The organism is Aeromonas popoffii, from assembly GCF_000820025.1.
GTDB classification, from domain to species: domain Bacteria; phylum Pseudomonadota; class Gammaproteobacteria; order Enterobacterales; family Aeromonadaceae; genus Aeromonas; species Aeromonas popoffii.
On record NZ_CDBI01000014.1, the window covers coordinates 53,546 to 71,908 of the forward strand.

The window sequence follows — 18,363 nt, forward strand, 5'->3', positions numbered from 1 at the left end:
CCATGACCCCCTATCGCGCCGTTATCGGTCTTGCCGGCCACGTGGATCACGGCAAGACCCTGCTGATCAAGGCCCTCACCGGCATCACCACAGCCCGCGCCCATGAGCAGGCCATCGGCATGACCCAGGATCTCGGCTTTGCCCACTTTGACGACGGTCAGGGCAACACCATAGGCGTCATCGATGTGCCCGGCCACGAGCGCTATATCCGCAACATGGTGGCGGGGCTCTGGAGTCTGGATCTGGTGCTGCTGGTGATTGCCGCCGACGAGGGGTGGATGCCGATGACCGGCGATCACCTGCGCCTGCTCAAGGCGATGGGGGTGCCGCGCCTCTTGGTCTGCATCAACAAGTGCGATCTGGTCAGCCCAGACGAGCTTTTGCTGTTGGAAGAGAGCCTGCTGGAGCGGGTGATGGACGAGAGCGGCATGGTGCCCGACATCGTCAGCGTCAGCGCCAAAACCGGCGCCAATATGGCTGCCCTGCACGCCGCCATCGTGGGCCAACTTGCCGATCTGCCAGCCTCACAAGCGGCTCGCGAACAGGGCGAGCCGCGTCGCTCTTGTGAAGAGGCGCCACCGCGCCTCTATGTAGACAGAGTCTTTACCGCCAACGGCACCGGCACTGTGCTCACCGGCACCCTGCAGCAGGGCAGCCTCAAGGTAGGGGACAAGCTGCGCCTCTACCCTGCCGATCGGGAAGTGCAGGTGCGCTCCCTGCAGGCCTATCACCAGAGCGTCGATGAGATTGGCGCCGTCTGTCGGGTGGCGGTGGGCCTGAAAAAAGTGCCCCACAAGGAGGTGGCCCGCGGTCACTGCCTGACCAGCGCTGCCGGCCAGTGCGAGGCGGCGACTCACCTGATCGTGCGGCTCAACGCCGAGCGCCTGAGCACCAAGACGCTTCGCACGCAGGAGGTAGAGGTAGCCCTCGGCAGCTGGCATGGCCGGGCTCGCTTTGTACCAATAAAAGACACCCGGCTGGCACGGCTGATCTTTACCAGCCCCATCCCCTGCTTCTTCGGTCAGCCCTTTGCCATCATTCGCCATGGCAGCAGTGAACTGCTGCACGGCGCCCGCATCGTCTGGTGCGGCGATATCCACCCAGCCAAACGCAAGGCGCTACACACCCTGCTGGGCGAGCTGCCAGATGAGCTTGAGCACTACAACCCGGCCACCCTGCAACTGGGGCTCAACGGCTATGTGCTGGCCAGCCGCTTTGACGAGCGGCCTGAACACGTTACCCCCCTCGGTGACTGGCTGCTGGACAACCACTGGCTGGCTCAAAGCCGCGACCAACTGCTCGCCACGCTGGCTAGCGAACCGCTGAGCGCCGCCGAGCTTGCGACCCGCTTTGGTATCGCCTTGTCGGTCACTCAGGCCCTGCTCCAGCAGCTAAAGAGCGAGCAGCTTGTTCGCCTGCACCATGACAAGTGGCAGCCGGGCAGTGGCGAGTCGGAAGATGATTTGGGGCAAGAGGCACAGCTGGTACTCAAGGTGGTGCGAGATCAAGGCAAGGAGGGTTACGAGCCCGGTAAACTGGGCCCCGGCGGCGTGGAGCTGGACCCCTTTATCACCCGCAAGCTGCCCGTCGCCCTGCAGCAGGGCTTGCTGCGCAATGGTTTACAAAAAAACTGCGCGCTGCAAAAGCAGCTGCGCAATCTGGCACGACTCAAGTATCTGGTGCAGCTCGATGGCCCCATCTATTACGACGCCGCCCTTTACAACCAGATGGTCGCCGCCGTGCTGGCGGGCCAGCAGGTGGGAGATCTGATCGACATGGCATCCTTAAAGGAGATCACCGGCTTGTCGCGCAAATACGCCATTCCGTTCTGCCTGCGCATGGAGATGGATGGCTGGGTGCGGCGCGAGGAGAACGAGCGTCGGGTGCTGCGTTTGCCACAGACTCAAGATGCCTTGCAGCAGGAGCCGGCATGACGGCCACCCGACTGCGCCGCGAATTTCATATCGACGGCATAGTGCAGGGGGTCGGCTTTCGCCCCTTCGTCTACGGGCTGGCACTGCGCCACGGCCTTACCGGCTATGTGCTGAACGATGCTAATGGCGTCACTATCGGCGCTGAAGGCTCCCCCGAGCAGCTGGCCAGCTTTGCCCGCGAACTGCGCGAACTGGCGCCGCCGCTGAGCCGAATCGATCATTTCAGCGAGCGGGAACTGCCCCGCGATGCTGACCCCGACCATAATCCCGACTACGACGGCGCCTTTCATGGCCAGTTTCGAATTAAAGCCAGCCAGCAGCAGAGCGCGGCCACGGTCGCCATCTCGCCGGATCAGGGGATGTGCGAGGCGTGCGCCACGGACGTGGCAAACCCCAAAGATCGCCACCACCACTACCCCTTTACTAACTGCACCCACTGCGGCCCGCGCTACACCATCATCCGCCGCCTCCCCTACGACAGACCCCATACCGCCATGGCGAGCTTTGCCATGTGCCCGCGCTGCGCGGCGGCCTATGAAAACCCGCTGGACAGACGCTATCACGCCCAGCCGGTGAGCTGCCCCGAGTGCGGGCCTCACCTCAGCTGGCGCAGCGGCCACGGCGATGCCCTGGCCGAGCGCGAGGATGCCCTGCACGCCGCCGCCCGCGCCCTGCAAGCGGGCGCCCTGATTGCGGTCAAGGGGATGGGGGGCTATCACCTGATATGTGATGCCCGTAATGAACAGAGTGTTGCCAGATTGCGAACACTCAAGCGGCGCGCGCGCAAGCCGCTGGCGGTGATGATGGGCTCCCTTGCCGATGCCAAGCTTCATGTCACCGGCAGCGAAGACGAGTGGACGCTGCTCGCCTCTCAAGCCAGACCCATTACCCTGCTGCGTAAGCGCACCAAGGATGATCGGTCGTCCGAATCCCGACAACCAGCCGCGCCGCTGGCCGAGGGGATAGCCCCCGGCATCCCCTATCTCGGGGTCATGCTCCCCTACACCCCGCTGCACCAGCTGCTGCTGGACGCATGCGCCATGCCGCTGGTGGCCACCAGCGCCAATGGTCGCGGCAGCCCGATCCTCATCGAGTGCGAGGCGGTGGTCAGGGAGCTAGGCAGCGAGATTGACGGCATTCTGGATCACAACCGTCCCATCCTGCACCCCTGCGACGACAGTCTGGTGCAGTGGGCAGGCGGGCGACGCCAGACCCTGCGGCTGGCCCGGGGTTACGCCCCCTGCACCCCCAGCCTGAAAGAGGCGGTCAAGGTGCCGCTGCTGGCGGTCGGGGCGCAGCAGAAGAACCAGCTGGCGCTCGCCTTCGGCCGCCAGCGCATCTACAGCCCCTATATCGGCGATCTGCACAGCCTGCCGATGCAGGGGCACTTCGAGCAGACCCTCGCGACCTTCCGCGATCTCTACGATCTCAAGCCCGAACTGCTGGTATCGGACTGCCACCCGGGCTACCTCAGCCATCAGTGGGCCAAGCACTATTGCCGCGAACACAACGCCACCCACCTCGAGGTGCAACACCATCACGCCCACCTGCTGGCAGTGATGGCCGAGCATGAGATCATGGGCCCTGTGCTGGGGGTTGCCTTTGACGGCACCGGCCTTGGGGATGACGGCACCCTCTGGGGCGGCGAGCTGCTGATCGCAGACGTTCAGGGATTTGAGCGGATCGCCCACCTCACCCCCTTCAAGCTGATCGGCAGCGAGGCAGCCATCCGCGAGCCGGTACGCCAACTGTTGGGACTGCTGTTTGAATCGCACAGCCCTGAGGAGATCAGCGCCCTCGATATTCCGGCGATCAAGCAACTGCCAGCAGAGCGGATCAACAACCTGCACCAGCTCTGGCATCTCGGTCGCAACGCCCCTTACACCAGCTCCATCGGTCGGCTGTTCGATGCCGTGGCGGCGCTGCTGGGGGTGATCGATACCCCCGACTACGAGGGAGAAGCGGGGCTATTGCTGGAGGCAGCTGCCTTGCAGCTTACCCCCGATGAATTGCCCTTCCCCCTCGCCTTTGGCCTGCACCAGAGCGCAGAGGGGCCGCTGCAGATCGAGTGGGCCGAGTTGCTCAATCTGCTTATCAGCGAGCGGCGCAAAGGCACCTCCACCGCCAGCCTGGCCGCCGGTTTTATCCGCGCTGTCAGCGCTCTGGTCGTTGCACTGGCCGAGCGCTTCCCCGGTTATCCGGTGGCGCTCGGGGGCGGCGTCTTTCAAAACCGGGTACTGATGGATGAGCTGGTGCCCGCTCTCGAAGCAGCCGGCCGGCAGGTATTGACCAGCGAAACCCTGCCGCTCAATGACGGGGGCATCGCCGCCGGTCAGCTCTGGTTTGCCATCCACCATCTTGCGGCGCACCAGCCTGTTAGTGCCGGTTGTGCCACCTTGTCGGAGTCCTGAAATCCATGTGTCTATCCATCCCCTCTCAGGTGGTGCAGTTGCACCCCGAAGATAACTGCGTCACCGTCGATACCCTGGGGGTGCAGCGGCGCATCAGCTGCATGCTGCTCGAAGAGCCCCTCAACCTTGGCGATTATGTGCTGCTTCATATCGGCTTTGTGATGAGCAAGATTGATGAAGAGGAGGCGCAAGCCAGCCTCGAGAGCTTCCGCCAAATGGTGGCTCTGATGCCCGATCAGGATATCTTGCCATGCTGACACTCAATGATCTCTTTCAGGGCTTTCGTCAGCCCGACGTCATTCGCGCCCTCGCCGTCCAGATCACCGAACTGGCCAAGGATCTGCCCGAACCACTGCGGGTGATGGAGGTGTGCGGCGGCCATACCCACACCATCATGAAGTACGGCCTGCACCAGCTGCTGCCAGCCAGCATCGAGTTTGTCCACGGTCCCGGCTGCCCGGTCTGCATCATGCCGAAAGAACGCATCGATCAGGCTATCGAGCTGGCCCGCCAACCGAACGTCATTCTGGTCACCCTGGGGGATATGATCCGGGTGCCGGGCTCCAAAGGCACGCTGGCCCAGCAACGGGCCAAGGGGAGCGATATCCGCCCGGTTTATGACCCCCTCGATGCCCTGCGTATCGCCCGTGAGAACCCGGACAAAACCGTGGTCTTCTTTGCCATCGGTTTCGAAACCTCCACCCCGATGACGGCCGCGCTCTTGGCTGCCGCTGAAGAGCAAGGGGTCGAGAATCTTCTATTTCATATCAACCATGTGCTGGTGCCCCCCGCCATTCACGCCGTGATGGCCGACGGGGTTGCCAAGGTGAACGCCTTTATCGGCCCCTCTCACGTCAGCGTCATCACAGGCGCCGATATCTACCTGCCCATCGTCGATCGCTATCAGGTACCGGTGGTGGTGAGCGGCTTCGAGCCGGTGGATGTGATGGAAGCGCTCTTGATGATGGTGCGCCAGAAGGTGGAGGGTCGCTACGCGCTGGAGGTGCAGTACACCCGCGCCGTCACTGCCAGTGGCAATAAAGCCGCCCAGCGGCTGGTCGAGCGCTTTTTCGAGACCCGCGAGCACTTTCGCTGGCGGGGTCTGGGGGATATCAACGCCTCTGCCCTGCGCCTGCGGGATGCCTTTGCCAAGCGCGATGCGGAGCGTCACTTCCAGCTGGACCAGACCCCCATCGATGACCACAAGGCGTGCCAGTGCGCCGATATCCTGCGCGGGCTGGCCAAGCCCAACCAGTGCAACGTCTTTGGCCGGGGCTGCACCCCGACCCAGCCCATGGGCAGCTGCATGGTCAGCTCCGAAGGGGCCTGCAATGCCTACTACCGATATATGGGGATCCAATGAAAGAAATCCAGTTAAGCCACGGCGGTCGGGTGATGAGTGGGGATGAACCAGCCTGTTTCGGCAATCTAGTGGAGAACCAGACCCGATGAGAGAAATCCAACTTAGCCACGGCGGCGGCGGTGTCGAGATGAACCAGCTGATCAATCAGCTCTTCTTTCGCCACTTTGGCAACGAGATCCTGCTGCGCGGTGAAGATGCCGCCCTGCTGCAGGTAGAGGGCCCCATCGCCTTCACCACCGACAGCTTTACCGTCTCGCCGCTGTTCTTCGAGGGGGGCGATATCGGCAAGCTGGCCATCGCCGGCACGGTCAACGATCTCGCCATGATGGGGGCCAAGCCCGAGTATCTGAGCGCCAGCTTTATCATTGAGGAGGGCTTCCCCTACGCCGATCTCGCCCGCATCGTCGAGTCGATGGCTGCGGAGCTTGCCAAGAGCGGCGCTCGCATCGTCTGCGGCGACACCAAGGTGGTGCCCAAGGGGGCGGCCGACAAGATCTTCATCAACACCAGCGGGGTCGGCACCTTTCCGCTGCCGGAACAGAGCCGGGGCATCTCGGTGCGCAACCTCAAGGCTGGTGACGCCATTCTGGTGTCGCGGGACATCGGCAGCCACGGCGCATGCATCCTGATGGCCCGCGACGCCCTGCAGCTGGGGTCTGATCTGAAAAGCGACTGCACCACCCTCTGGCCACAGGTAGAAGCGCTGCTGAAAGCGGGGATCACCCCCCACGCCCTGCGCGATGCCACCCGCGGTGGCCTCGCCGCCGTGCTCAACGAGTGGAGCACCGCCTCCGGCGTTGCCATCGAGCTGGAGGAGTCCGCCATTCCGGTGTGTGATCCGGTGCGCGGCCTGTGCGAGCTCTACGGCTTCGAGCCCCATGATCTCGCCAACGAGGGGACCATGGTGCTGGCCCTGCCTGCCGAACAGGCGCAGGACGCGCTGGGCATCTTGCGACCATTCAACCCCACAGCCAGCCAGATCGGTGTGGTGCAGGCGAGCGAGCGCCACAAGGTGATCCTCAATAACCCCTGGGGCAGCCGCCGTTATCTGGAGCTGCCGCAAGGGGAACTGCTGCCGCGGATCTGTTGAGCGGCCATGCCGTCTACCCAATGACCGAGAGGAGTCACTCCTCCTCCCCATATCGGTTAAGGAGCCACCATGCACGAAATGTCTCTGGCCATGGCCGCCATCGATCTGGCGGCCGAACAGGCCACCCAGCGGGGCTTTAACAAGGTGACCGCCCTCTGGCTCGAGGTTGGCAGCTTCTCCTGCGTTGACCCGGACACCATCGCATTCTGTTTCGAGGCGGCCGCCAAGGGCACCGCCGTCGAGGGGGCCCAGCTCCACTTTCAGCACCAGATGGCAGAGGCCTGGTGTTACGACTGCAACCAGACGGTCACCCTCACCGAGCGCGGGCAGGCCTGCCCCGAGTGTGGCGGATACAAATTACGCGTCGCGCAGGGGAACAGCCTGCGCATCACCGACATCGAGGTAAGTTGATATGTGTAGCGTATGCGGATGCGGCCAGGCGCGGATCGCCGGCCATAAAGATGATCATGACCATGCACACCCCCACGATCATGACCATGAGCACGCTCATAAGCACCACCATGAACATGGTCATAAGCACGATCATCATCATGACCATGAGCAGAGCGCACCGCGCACCCTGATCATTCACCACCACTATCACCATCAGGGAGATGTCCATCACCACTACCACGGGGTACGGGCACCTGCGGGTGTAGAAGATCATGAGCACCATCATGATCATCCCCACTCTCATGACCACGGCCATTCCCACGCGCATCCTCATGACCATGACCATGACCATGACCATGACCATGACCATGACCACCAGCAGGGTGATCTGCACTACGGCAAAGGGGAAGCGGGATTGTCGGTCCCCGGCATGGGGCAGCGCCAGCTGATCGCCATCGAGATGGACGTGCTGGCCAAGAACAATGCCCTGGCGGCCCACAACCGTGAGCACTTCAACGAAGCGGCCCAGCTGGTGCTCAATCTCGTCTCTAGCCCGGGTTCAGGCAAGACCAGCTTGCTGTGCGAAACCCTGCGCCAGCTGGCCGACAAGCGCCCCTGCTCGGTGATCGAAGGGGATCAACAGACCAGTGCCGATGCGGATCGCATTCGCGCCACCGGCGTACCTGCCGTGCAGATCAACACCGGCAAGGGCTGCCATCTGGACGCCAGGATGGTCCACGACGCCTGCCACCAGCTGCCCGCCAATGAGGGGGGCATCCTCTTTATCGAGAACGTGGGCAATCTGGTCTGCCCCGCCAGCTTCGACCTCGGCGAGAAGTACAAGGTGGCGATCCTCTCGGTCACCGAAGGGGAAGAGAAGCCCCTCAAATACCCGGACATGTTTGCCGCCGCCCAGCTGATGGTGATCAACAAGATTGATCTGCTGCCCTACGTCAGCTTTGACGTGGCCCGCTGCATCGAGAACGCCAAACGGGTCAACCCCTATATTCAGGTGATCCAGGTGAGCGCCACCACGGGTGAAGGGATGGATGCCTGGCTTAACTGGCTGGCCACGGCCTGAACCTGAACCGGTTAAACGCCGTTGCTAACGGAGGATAAAAAGAGAGGGAGGCTGATGCCTCCCTCTCTTTTATTGTGCTGACTGCGCCCCCCTCACCCCCAGCCCTCAGGCCACATTGCAAACCATCGGCTCCTGCTCAGCAGGTACCTCACCAAAGCGCAGCACCCGATGACAGATCTGGCGCAGCAGCGCCTGTTGGTGGCTAAAAATCAGGATGCCGAGCCCACGCTGCTCGCACTCGCGCATCAACTCCAGCCAGAGCTGGCGCTGGATTTGCGGATCCAGCTGGGCGGTCACCTCATCGGCAATCAACAGACGGGTGCGGGGATCGAGGGCGCGCAGCAATGCGATGCGGGCAAGCTCGCCACCGGAGAGCTGACCCGGCTTGCGACTTAGCCATTCGGGCTTGACCATAAAGCGAGCCAGCATGGCGTCATCGGGGCGCCACACATCCCACAGCGCCTGCCCGGTGGTGCGATAGGGATTGAAAGTGAGTTCGGGGTGCTGGGGTACCAGCTGGATGGGGTTATAGCCTGTAACCTGTTCAGGCACCGGCTGCCCATCCAGCAGGATCTGCCCGCCCGCCCTAACCGGTTGCCAACCCGCCAATACCCGCCCCAGCGTGGTTTTGCCATAACCGCTGGGGGCAGAGATGCCGAGCCGTTCGCCCGCTTTCACCGTCAGCGACAACCCCTGCCAGAGAGGGCGTGCCCCCTGGGCAAGGGTAAGATCTCGTACTTCAAACATCAGGAAACCTCCGGCACAGAGAAGAGCGTGTTGAACTCCGGCAATACCTGCCACTGAACACCCGCAGCCAGACAGATGATCCATTCCTGCGACTCAATCATCAGGAGATCTCCGACGTAGCAGGAAAGAGCGCGTTGAACTAGGGCAGCGCCTGCCAGTGGGCACGGAGCATCTCGCTCCCCAGCCCCTGGCGCAGATGGTGACTGCTCAAGGTATCGCTCACCTGCCCCTGATGCAGTGCGACTATGCGATCGGCAAAGCGGGCCGCCAGCGCCAGATCGTGGGTCACCCAGAGGATGCCGCTGCCCTGATTGGCCAATTCACGCAACTGGCCGATCAACAGGCAGGCCAGCCCGTCATCGAGCCAGGCGGTGATCTCGTCCGCCAAAATGTAGCGAGCACCACCGAGCGCCGCGGCGCAGGCCAGAATGCGCTTGGCCATGCCGCCGGAGAGCTGGCGCGGGAATCTGTCCAGGGTGGCCGCAGGCAGCTGGTAGCGCAGCAGTTGCTCGCCGAGCCGCTCGCGGGTACCGTTCTGGCCGCACAGATGCGCCGCGCGGCCCAGCTGGCGCTCCACCGTCAGCAGCGGATTGAGGGCGCTGACCCCCTGCGGCACATAGCAAAGAGTGTGGCCGCGCAGACGGGCCCGGCTCGCGTCGCACAGGGGCGTGCCATCGAGGGAGAGGGTGCCGCGCATCCGCAGGTTGTCCGGCAGCAGGCTCAGGGCGCTTTGCAGCAGCAGGCTCTTGCCCTCGCCGCTCCCCCCCACCAGCGCCACTATCTCCCCCGGCGCCAGTTGCAGGCTGATATCGGTCAGCAAAGGCTGCCAACTGCGCCGCCCCAACCAGGAGTAGTGGGCCGCCTCTATGGTCACATGGTCAAAACTCAGCATGGTTCACCCCCAAACCAGAGCTGCTGCAGGGCGCGGGTAGCCTGATCAAACAGCAGTACCAGCAGCAGCAACATCAGACCAGGGAAGAGGGCCAGCCACCAGCCGCCGCCAGCCAGATAACGCAACGCATCGGCCAGCAGCAGGCCCAGGGAGGCCTCGTGGGCCGCCAGCCCAAAGCCGAGAAAGCTCAAGGCCGCGCTGTGCAGCACCGCATGGGGAAACATCAACAAGGTGCCGATAAACCACTGGGGCAGCAACCCCGGCAGCAGGTGGGTACGCCAGCGACGCAGCGCCCCCATCCCCTGACAGCGAGCCAGCACCACGTAGTCGCTGCAGGCGATCCGCCGCGCTTCTGCGCAGAGAATGAGCGCCAGCTTGGGCCAGTGGGTCAGCGCCACCGCCAGGATCACCCCGCGCATGCCGCCCCCCACGGTAAAACAGATCAGGATCAGCAGCAGCATATGGGGCAGCGCCAGCATGGCGTCGATCACGAGGCGCACCGCCACATCGCATCTGGGATGAATGAGCGACACACTTGCCGCCACCATGGCCAGCAGACCACTACACAGGGCCGTGCTGATGCCCAGCTCCAGACTGGTGAGGGTACCCTGAAAGGCCCGCAACCAGAGATCCCGCCCCATCTGATCGGTCCCGAACCAGTGGGCCAGCGAGGGGGGTTGCTGGCGCGCCAGCAGATCCATCGGTACATCCTGATGAGAGAGGCTCCAGCCATAAGCAGCCAGCAGCGCCAATCCAATCAGGGCCACGCCCAGGCGCAATATTGAGGGGAGCGGATTAAACAGCATGCTCACCCTCCCAGCCCCGATTGATGCGCGCCAGCAGCAAACTGGCCACCGTATTGCCAATAAAGACCAGCAAGGTGCAAAAGAGCACTATGCCCATCAGCAAGGGGATATCTCCCCGCAGCCCCGCATCCACGGTGGCTTGCCCGAGCCCCGGATAAGAGAAAACTTTCTCCGCCAACAGCGATCCGCCAATCAGCTCACCGAGGGAGGCAAACTGCAGGCAGATCGCCGGGGTCAGGGCGTGGCGCAGCACATGAAAACGCAGCATGGGCCAGCCGCCATCCCCCTGGGCGCGGGCGTAGCGGATAAAGTCGCTCTCCAACACCTCGGCCACCCGCCCCCGGGTATGCAGGGCAATGTTGCCCACTCCGAGCAGCGCAAGCGTGGTGACCGGCAGCAACAGATGGCGCAATCGCATCAGCCAGTCCGCCTCATCGGCAGAGAGCCCCGGCGTCCAGGCGCAGCAGACCGGCAACAGCGGCCAGTGCACAGCAAACAGCGCGAGCAGCAGCAGGCCAACCCAGAAGGTGGGCAGGGAGGCGAGCAAGTAAGCAAAGCGGCAAATAAGGCGATCGGGCCAGCGGTTGAGATAGCGACCGGCGCAGAGCCCCAGCAGAATGCCAAAAAAACCGGAGAGCAGCCAGGCCCCCGCCAGCAGCAGGAAGGAGGCGGCAAAGCGGCTGCCAATCACCTGAGCCACAGGCGCGTTGTAGAGCATGGAGTAACCGAGATCCCCCTGCAGCACCTGGCTAAACCAGCGCCAGTAGCGCAGCCACAGCGGCTGATCCAGTCCCCAGCGGGCGGCAATGCGGGCGTACTGCTCGGGCGGCACATGGAGCAGATCGTTGCCGATATAGGCCTTGATGGGATCAATGGGGGAGTAGCTGAGCAGCACAAAGGTGGCGACAGAGACCAGACACAAGAGCCCTGCCAGACGCAGCAGGGCTTTTAGCAACAGATAACCGGAATGACTCAAGGGCGAACTTAACGGCACGTCCACCGCCAGTCAGAGAGGTTGTTGAGCAGGGACCAGCTACCGTGAATTTCCGGCGCCCCCTTGCCAAGGTCGATACAGCGGTTGGCGAGATAGGTGTGCTGCACATTGAGCAGCCAGGCCCAGGCAGCATCCCCCTGCACCCCGGCGCCACTCTTACCATCCCACTCCACCTGCTGCCAGAACGGCACCGCCGCCTGCCAGTTCGGGGCATCCAGCGCCTGCTTGAGGTGGCCATCCACTACAGGGTTGCGGTAGTAGCCCGGGTTGTAGAACTCAACGCCGCCGGATCCGCTCTGGTAGTGGTGATAGAGCTCCATGGGATCCAGACTCCCCCACCCCATCAGCACCGGGTTGGCGTGCATCTCCCGCTCCACCTGCTCCCAGCTGCCGGATTTGAGGCTCACGTCGAGGCCAATAGGTTTGAGCATGGCCCGCACCGCTTCCGCCAGATCCCGGCGAGTGCTGTCACCACTGGTGTACCAGAGGGTAAAGGCGGCGCGCAGCGAGCCCTTGTGACGAATGCCATCGCTGCCCATCTTCCAGCCAGCCTCGTCGAGCAGGGCGTTGGCATGGGCGGTATCGCCATCCTTGAAGGCGGTGGCTTTATTCAACCAGGGCAAGCCTTCCACCGCGCTGTAAGCGGGGATGGCGTGCCCTTCCAGCAGCTGATCGGCCAGCAGCTTGCGGTCGATGGCGTAGTTGATGGCGCGGCGCACCGCCACATCGGCCGTCACGTCGTTGCCGATGGGATAGCCCTTGGCATCCTTGCCGCCCGCAGGGGGGATCGGAAAGACGATGCCACGGTTCTCCACGCTCGGCCGTACCCAGAGCTTGAGGGAGGCAGGCACAGTGGGCGCCAGCGACGGGGGTATGCGCACCAGATCGAGCTGGCTGCTCTGGGCGGCGGCATAGGCGCTCTCTTCATCGATAAAGACAAACACCAGCCGTTTGAAATCATTGTTGCCACCGGCGTAATAGGGGTTTGCCTCCACCACCAGTTGCTGACCGGGCAGGAAGCTCACCAGTCGGTAGGGGCCGGCGCCGACAGGCTGTTGGGCGTATGCCTTGGGATCGTAATCGCGCTTTGACACTATGCCGAGCGATCCCAGCACATTGACAAAGGTGCTCTGGGGGGCACTTAAGACGATGGCCACCTCGGTGGGCGAGACCACCCTGGCAGAGACAAAGTTACCCATGTCGATCTTGCCACCGCCTTTGGCTGCGCTGTTGTAGGTAAAGGCCACATCCTCGGCGGTGAGCGGTGCGCCGTTGGAGAATGTCAGATCAGGCTTGAGAGTGATGAGCCACCCCTTGCCATCCTTGTTCGGGGTCACCGATTGGGTGAGCAGATCCTGCCAGCTGAGATCGGCGTTTTGTTTAAGCAGCGGGCTGTGCAGCAGCAGGTAGCTGCCGTGACTCCAGCCAAGCAGGGGGTCAAACCCTTCGGTGGGCTCTGCGCCGATGGCGAGTGTGAGTTCGGCAGGCACAGGTTGGGCGGCCAGTGCCGAATGAGCGAGTCCGCCCGAGAGCAGGGCCAGCAAAGTGGCAGCGACGACAGATACGCCCTTGCGGCGGCCATGGTATTGAATGGTCATAAGATTCCTTGTTCGTTTGTACCACTCACCTCGAAGAAAAACGTCAGACGAAGAAGCGAGTGAGGGGCCAAAACGGGCCCCTATTCTAAACTTGATTTCGCGTGAAACCTAGCGGCTATGCCGGTTGGCCACGCCGGGCACCGAATAGCCGTCTGCGACCCAGATCCACACCGCTGGCCCCTTGCTGAACCGGCAAGGAGAGCAGCATCTTGAGGGTGCTGCTCACCAGCGCTCGCCCCTCCCCGGCCCCGAGATGGGGATCAAGCGGCGACATCAGGGAGCAGGCCAGCTGCTGACCCGTCTCGGGCAATTCGCCCACCATAAAGGTCATGTTGCCGCAAGGGAGCTGCAGAGCGAGGCGATCGCTGCTGCTGCGCACCGGCCAGCACTGATCCGGCCCCGGCAACACCACCACGCTCAGCATCCAGGGGGTGAGCACGCAACCGAGCCACTGATCTTCAAACAGCACGCACTCGGCCACAATGGGCATGGTGGCGTGATAGAAGGGGAGCCCTTGCATCTCTTCGCGGGCGATCCGCTCATACTGGGCAACCAGCAGGGTTGCGGGATTGGTGGCAAAACCGATGAACTCCTGCTCGCGTTCCTGCACGGCATCAACCTCGCCTACATGGGACTGCGCCATAGCCCCTCCTGCTCTTGTTTTGCCCGCTCGGCGTCGGAGAGCGGGATGGCGGGCGCGCCAACACTGGCCAGCAGAGTCAAGATCCGATCCGTCGCCTCCCCCATGGCGGCCGCCACGACGGGGGTGAGGCCGATGCGCGGTTCGAGGGATTCAGGCTCAATGCCGATCAGGGTGAGCCGCGTTGGCGACTCCCCCGTCATGTGCAGCGCCGAGAGCACGTCCGCCAGCCCCAGCTGGTGCGGGGAGATCTTGCGGCCAAACAGGGTCGGGATTTCGTCACCTTGCAGGGTCACAACCGTGCCCGGCGGGTTACCGCTGCGCACCGCATCCGCCAGAATGATGTGATCGCGACTGGCCATCGCGTCGAGCAGCTCCATGCCAGCCGTGCCACCATCGAGCAGTTCGATGCCGGGGGCGAAACGGTATTCGCGCCCCAGCGCCTCGACGATACGCACGCCCACCGCCTCGTCGCTCAACAGCAGGTTGCCCACGCCCAGGATCAGAGTGTTCATCACAGCACCTTCACCTGAGTCACGTCGCCACTTTGGGTATCCACCACATGGACCGCGCAGGACATGCAGGGATCGAACGAGTGGATGGTGCGCACCACCTCCAGCGGCTTGGCGGGATCCGCCACCGGGGTGCCCACAAGCGCCTGCTCGTAGGGGCCGGGCTCGTCATTGAAGTTGCGCGGGCCCGAGTTCCAGGTCGAGGGCACCACCGCCTGATAGTTGGCGATCTTGCCCTCCTTGATGACGATCCAGTGAGAGAGCATGCCGCGCGGCGCCTCTTCAAAGCCCACCCCGCGAAACTCTTTGTCCGCCGGGATCTCGGCTTTGATGTAGGCGGTGAAGTCCCCCTTGCCGATGTTGTCGACCAGCGCCTTCCACTGGTGCGCCAGGGTGTCTTTGAGCACGCAGCAGCGCACCGCGCGGCCTATGATGCGACCCATGGTGGAGTGCAGCTGTTCGGTCTTGATGGCCGAGCCGGTGAGCGCTTTATAAATGCCGTTCAACTGGTCGAAGTGCGCCACCGTCTCCGGGTGTTTGGCGGCCAGTTTCACCAGGAGGTCTGCGAGCGGCCCCACCTCCACCACCTTGCCGTAGAAGGTGGGGGATTTGACCCAGGAGTATTTGCCATCGTCCTGCCAGCCGGTGTAGTTGGGCTCGGTTTTGCCCTCCCACGGCTTGAGGGGAGCGTCATCCTTATACCAGGCGTGCTTGTTGCTCTCGGCGATGCCATCCATCAGCCAGCCATCCTGATGACTCTCGATGGGGCGATATCCCGCCAGATTGCCATTCTCGATATAGCCGCCCGGCATCAGGAAGCTGCCGCCGTCGGCGTCGGTGGGGAGCTCAGGCACGCTCAGGTAGTGCTTGGCCCCCTGCCCCAGGTGCAGCCACTCGGGGTAGTGCGCGGCTATGATGGCGGCATCCACCTTGTAGACCTGCTCGATAAACTCGCTGAGCCGGTCGATGAAGCTCTTCACATAGAGCAGCCGCTCCAGGTTGAGCACGCTCGGTGCATCCAGGTTGATGGGATTGGCCACCCCACCCACCGCCAGATTTTGAATGTGCGGGGTCTTGCCCCCCAAAATGGCGACGATGCGGTTGGCATCGCGCTGGCACTCCAGTGCCTGCAGGTAGTGAGCCACGGCGATGAGGTTCACCTCCGGGCTCAGCTTCATCTCCTTGTGACCCCAGTAACCGTTGGCAAAGATGCCGAGCTGGCCGCTGGCTACCAGCGCACGGATCTTCTCCTGCACCTTGGTCAGCTCATCGGCACTGTTGAGGGACCAGGTAGAGACCCCCTTGAGGATATCCGCTGCTTTTTGCGCATTAGCCTCAAGGGCTGCCGTGATGTCCACCCAGTCCAGCGCGGAGAGCTGGTAGAAGTGAACGATGTGATCGTGGATGTTGTGGGCCGCGATGATGAGGTTACGGATGAACTGGGCATTGACCGGCACCTTGGCGCCGATGGCGTTCTCCACCGCCCGCACCGAGGCGATGGCGTGGATCGAGGTGCATACCCCGCAGATCCGCTGCACTATCATCCAGGCATCGCGCGGATCGTTGCCCTTGACGATCTCCTCCATCCCGCGCCACATGGTGCCGGACGACCAGGCCTTGGTGACGATGCCGCCTTCGATTTCGCAGTCGATACGCAGGTGCCCCTCAATGCGGGTGATGGGGTCTATGGTGATACGTTGGCTCATACGTTGGCTTTCCCTCGGGCCTGATAATCTTGGTGAACACGTTCAAGTGATGGCAGTACCGGCAAGAGCCGGATCAACAGCAAATAGGCACAGACTTCGATGGCGACGAAGCCAAGGGAGATCAGCACTTCCGCCGCGGAGGGGAAGTAGTGGTAGCCATTGCCGGGGTTGAAGGCGAGCAGGGAGTAATTCAGTCGCCAGAGCGCCGCGCCCAGCAGCATGCTGAGGGCCCCCAGGAACAACATGCGCGAATCGCGGCGGCTCTTGTCCCAGTGGAACACCAGCAGCGGGAATATCATCAGCGCGATCTCGCTCCAGAACATGATGGAGAAGCGGTTGAACTCGGAGAGATAGGCCGACTTGTCGTGGATAACGATCTCGGCAAAACGTAGCGCCACAAACAGGATCAGGAAGATGTCGATCACCTGGGTCAGCTTGTAGAAGAGCGACTTCTCATTGGGGCCACGCCCCGCCAGCCCGGCCTGCACCAGGGATCCTTCAAATACCACGATGGAAAAACCCATGATGAAGGCGGTCAGCAAGGAGAAGACCGGCAACAGCTCGTAGCTCTGCCAGAGCGGATGGATCTTCTCCCCCGCCACTATCATCAGGGAGCCCATGGAGGATTGGTGCATGGTGGGCAGCAGTGCCCCCAACGCCAGCACGAAGAACATGATCTTGTTGAGGCGAATGAGTGACGCCTCCCAGCCGAATTTCTCCAACAGCACGGGAGCAAACTCCAGCGCCATCACCCCGATGTAGATGGTCATGCAGACCGCCGTCTCGAACAGCACAGAGGCGGTGTTGAAGTGACCGGGCAGGTAGAAGTACGGCAGGTTCCAGTAACGCCCCACATCGATGGTGATGGAGAGGCCGCCCAGCGAGTAGCCGAACAGACTCGCCAACAGGGCTGGGCGCACCAGCGGGTGATACTCACCCCGGTTGAACACATAAACAGCCCAGGCTAATGCCCAACCGCCGCAGGCGAAACCGGTCCCGATCAGCAGGTCAAAGGAGATCCACAGACCCCAGGGGAACCCCCCGTTCAAGTCAGTGACCGAGCCCAGCCCGAAGATGAGGCGCTTCACGATCAGCATGCCGCACAGCACGGCAAAGGGGGCCAACACCAGCACCGGCCAGCTGACCAGCTTGCCGCCGAGGGGATACGCCTTGTGATTACTCATTATCCTTGCCTCCCTGCTCTTTGCCCTGCTCCTCGTCATGAGGATGCGCCTGATCGTGCTTACTGGCGTTGCGGCGAATGAGCACCGACAGCCCGGTCAGCACCACCATGGGCAGCACCATCCCCTTGTAGAGGGTGTGCTGGATATGCTCCGAGCGGGCACCGGAGGAGAGCTCCGGCAGGTCGGGCATGTCGAGCCTGGTATAGGGCACACCGGCCAGCACCAGCACCTGAGTGCCGCCCCCCTCCTTCTCGCCATAGACGTAAGGCTGGTAGTTGGGCACGTCATGCAGATAAGGGTCATTGGCGCAGAGGGTCTGGCGCGGATAGGCGTATTCACTACCGGGGCTCGCCAGCAAACGGCGTTTTGCCTCGGCCATCAGCCCCTCGCGGGTGCCGAAAATCACGGCGCCGGTGGGGCACACCTCGACACAGCCAGGCAATTTGCCCTGGCTGATCCGCTCCAGCCCCTGCTGATTGCAGAGCTCGCACTTGTGGATCGCCCCAAGCGGGTTGTCGTAGTCATATTTGGGCACATCGAACGGACAGCCCACCATGCAGTAACGGCAGCCGGTGCAAACGTTCGGGTCGTAGTGAACGATACCGGTCCTGGGATCCTTGTTGAGAGCCTGCACCGGACAGACGGAGACACAGTTGGGATCGACACAGTGCATGCACTGCTTCTTGATGTAGGCATAGCCATCCACCAGCTGATCCTTGTGCTCCCCGCTGCCGCTATTCCACACCTGAATGATGCTGTTGGTGTAGGGGGTCAGCTTGTCGTTGTTGGACCAGGTCTGCGCCCCCGCCGGATTGGCCGGGTTACCGTTGAGACGCTGACACTCGGCCACACAGGCCTGACAGCCGACGCAGAGGGTGGAGTCATACAACATGCCGATCGCACCGGGAATGGGCGGTTTGTTCTTGGCCGCAGCCCTGGCACTGCTGGGCGCGGCGGCCCCTGCCGCCAGCGCGCTGGCGGAGGCGAATTTAAGGAAATTGCGTCTGTTCAC

At 62.9% G+C, this 18,363-nt stretch carries 17 protein-coding genes and 1 pseudogene; 7 read left to right on the forward strand and 11 right to left on the reverse strand.

Annotated elements, in window-relative coordinates:
* Positions 1-2: 2 nt before the first annotated feature.
* The 6 genes from selB to hypA all read left to right on the forward strand — a co-directional run bounded on the left by selB (position 3) and on the right by hypA (position 7,209).
* Positions 3-1,934 carry a selenocysteine-specific translation elongation factor gene (gene selB / locus BN1129_RS02515; RefSeq protein ID WP_042034292.1) on the forward strand — a complete coding sequence of 644 codons (1,932 nt, stop codon included), beginning with the start codon at positions 3-5 and terminating at the stop codon, positions 1,932-1,934.
* A complete protein-coding gene (hypF, locus tag BN1129_RS02520; protein ID WP_042034293.1) occupies positions 1,931-4,345 on the forward strand; it encodes a carbamoyltransferase HypF in 2,415 nt (804 codons plus the stop codon). The genes selB and hypF overlap by 4 nt, the downstream gene beginning before the upstream one ends.
* Before the next feature lie 5 nt (positions 4,346-4,350).
* On the forward strand, positions 4,351-4,602 hold the full coding sequence (locus BN1129_RS02525; RefSeq protein ID WP_042034294.1) for a HypC/HybG/HupF family hydrogenase formation chaperone: 252 nt from the start codon (positions 4,351-4,353) through the stop codon (positions 4,600-4,602).
* The gene (gene hypD, locus BN1129_RS02530) at positions 4,596-5,708 is read left to right on the forward strand and encodes a hydrogenase formation protein HypD (protein ID WP_042034295.1); all 1,113 of its coding nucleotides are present in this window, start codon (positions 4,596-4,598) and stop codon (positions 5,706-5,708) included. Before BN1129_RS02525 ends, hypD begins: the two co-directional genes overlap by 7 nt.
* Before the next feature lie 85 nt (positions 5,709-5,793).
* Entirely contained in the window at positions 5,794-6,798 is a 1,005-nt protein-coding gene (gene hypE / locus BN1129_RS02535; RefSeq protein ID WP_042034296.1) for a hydrogenase expression/formation protein HypE, read from the forward strand.
* 69 nt (positions 6,799-6,867) lie between these two features.
* Positions 6,868-7,209 (forward strand): hydrogenase maturation nickel metallochaperone HypA, encoded by a 342-nt coding sequence (gene hypA / locus BN1129_RS02540; RefSeq protein ID WP_042034298.1) that lies wholly within the window; start codon positions 6,868-6,870, stop codon positions 7,207-7,209.
* On the opposite strand, the gene BN1129_RS24640 is transcribed toward hypA, so the two are convergent.
* A complete protein-coding gene (locus BN1129_RS24640) occupies positions 7,187-7,585 on the reverse strand; it encodes a hypothetical protein (RefSeq protein ID WP_244463013.1) in 399 nt (132 codons plus the stop codon). The two genes, hypA and BN1129_RS24640, sit on opposite strands and share 23 nt — an antisense overlap.
* On the opposite strand from BN1129_RS24640, the pseudogene hypB reads away from it, so the two are divergent.
* Positions 7,523-8,272: pseudogene (hypB, locus tag BN1129_RS02545) on the forward strand (hydrogenase nickel incorporation protein HypB); the annotation flags it as partial. The gene BN1129_RS24640 and the pseudogene hypB sit on opposite strands and share 63 nt — an antisense overlap.
* Positions 8,273-8,377: 105 nt before the next feature.
* Here hypB and BN1129_RS02550 read toward each other — a convergent pair.
* The 10 genes from BN1129_RS02550 to hybA all read right to left on the reverse strand — a co-directional run bounded on the left by BN1129_RS02550 (position 8,378) and on the right by hybA (position 18,363).
* On the reverse strand, positions 8,378-9,019 hold the full coding sequence (locus BN1129_RS02550; protein ID WP_042034300.1) for an ATP-binding cassette domain-containing protein: 642 nt from the start codon (positions 9,017-9,019) through the stop codon (positions 8,378-8,380).
* 139 nt (positions 9,020-9,158) lie between these two features.
* Positions 9,159-9,911, reverse strand: coding sequence for an ATP-binding cassette domain-containing protein (locus tag BN1129_RS02555; protein ID WP_042034302.1), 753 nt, complete (start codon positions 9,909-9,911; stop codon positions 9,159-9,161).
* A complete protein-coding gene (locus tag BN1129_RS02560; RefSeq protein WP_042034303.1) occupies positions 9,905-10,717 on the reverse strand; it encodes an ABC transporter permease in 813 nt (270 codons plus the stop codon). The genes BN1129_RS02555 and BN1129_RS02560 overlap by 7 nt, the downstream gene beginning before the upstream one ends.
* Positions 10,707-11,717 (reverse strand): ABC transporter permease, encoded by a 1,011-nt coding sequence (locus tag BN1129_RS02565; RefSeq protein ID WP_042034304.1) that lies wholly within the window; start codon positions 11,715-11,717, stop codon positions 10,707-10,709. The genes BN1129_RS02560 and BN1129_RS02565 overlap by 11 nt, the downstream gene beginning before the upstream one ends.
* Positions 11,702-13,309, reverse strand: coding sequence for an ABC transporter substrate-binding protein (locus BN1129_RS02570; protein ID WP_042034305.1), 1,608 nt, complete (start codon positions 13,307-13,309; stop codon positions 11,702-11,704). The genes BN1129_RS02565 and BN1129_RS02570 overlap by 16 nt, the downstream gene beginning before the upstream one ends.
* A 115-nt stretch (positions 13,310-13,424) precedes the next feature.
* Positions 13,425-13,952, reverse strand: coding sequence for a hydrogenase-2 assembly chaperone (gene hybE / locus BN1129_RS02575; RefSeq protein ID WP_042034306.1), 528 nt, complete (start codon positions 13,950-13,952; stop codon positions 13,425-13,427).
* Positions 13,934-14,464 (reverse strand): HyaD/HybD family hydrogenase maturation endopeptidase, encoded by a 531-nt coding sequence (locus tag BN1129_RS02580; RefSeq protein ID WP_042034307.1) that lies wholly within the window; start codon positions 14,462-14,464, stop codon positions 13,934-13,936. The genes hybE and BN1129_RS02580 overlap by 19 nt, the downstream gene beginning before the upstream one ends.
* Complete coding sequence (hybC, locus tag BN1129_RS02585; protein ID WP_042034309.1) at positions 14,464-16,167, reverse strand: hydrogenase 2 large subunit; 1,704 nt, start codon at positions 16,165-16,167, stop codon at positions 14,464-14,466. The genes BN1129_RS02580 and hybC overlap by 1 nt, the downstream gene beginning before the upstream one ends.
* Complete coding sequence (gene hybB / locus BN1129_RS02590; protein WP_042034310.1) at positions 16,164-17,351, reverse strand: Ni/Fe-hydrogenase cytochrome b subunit; 1,188 nt, start codon at positions 17,349-17,351, stop codon at positions 16,164-16,166. Before hybB ends, hybC begins: the two co-directional genes overlap by 4 nt.
* Positions 17,344-18,363: a hydrogenase 2 operon protein HybA gene (hybA, locus tag BN1129_RS02595; RefSeq protein WP_042034311.1), complete on the reverse strand. Its 1,020-nt coding sequence runs from the start codon at positions 18,361-18,363 to the stop codon at positions 17,344-17,346. Before hybA ends, hybB begins: the two co-directional genes overlap by 8 nt.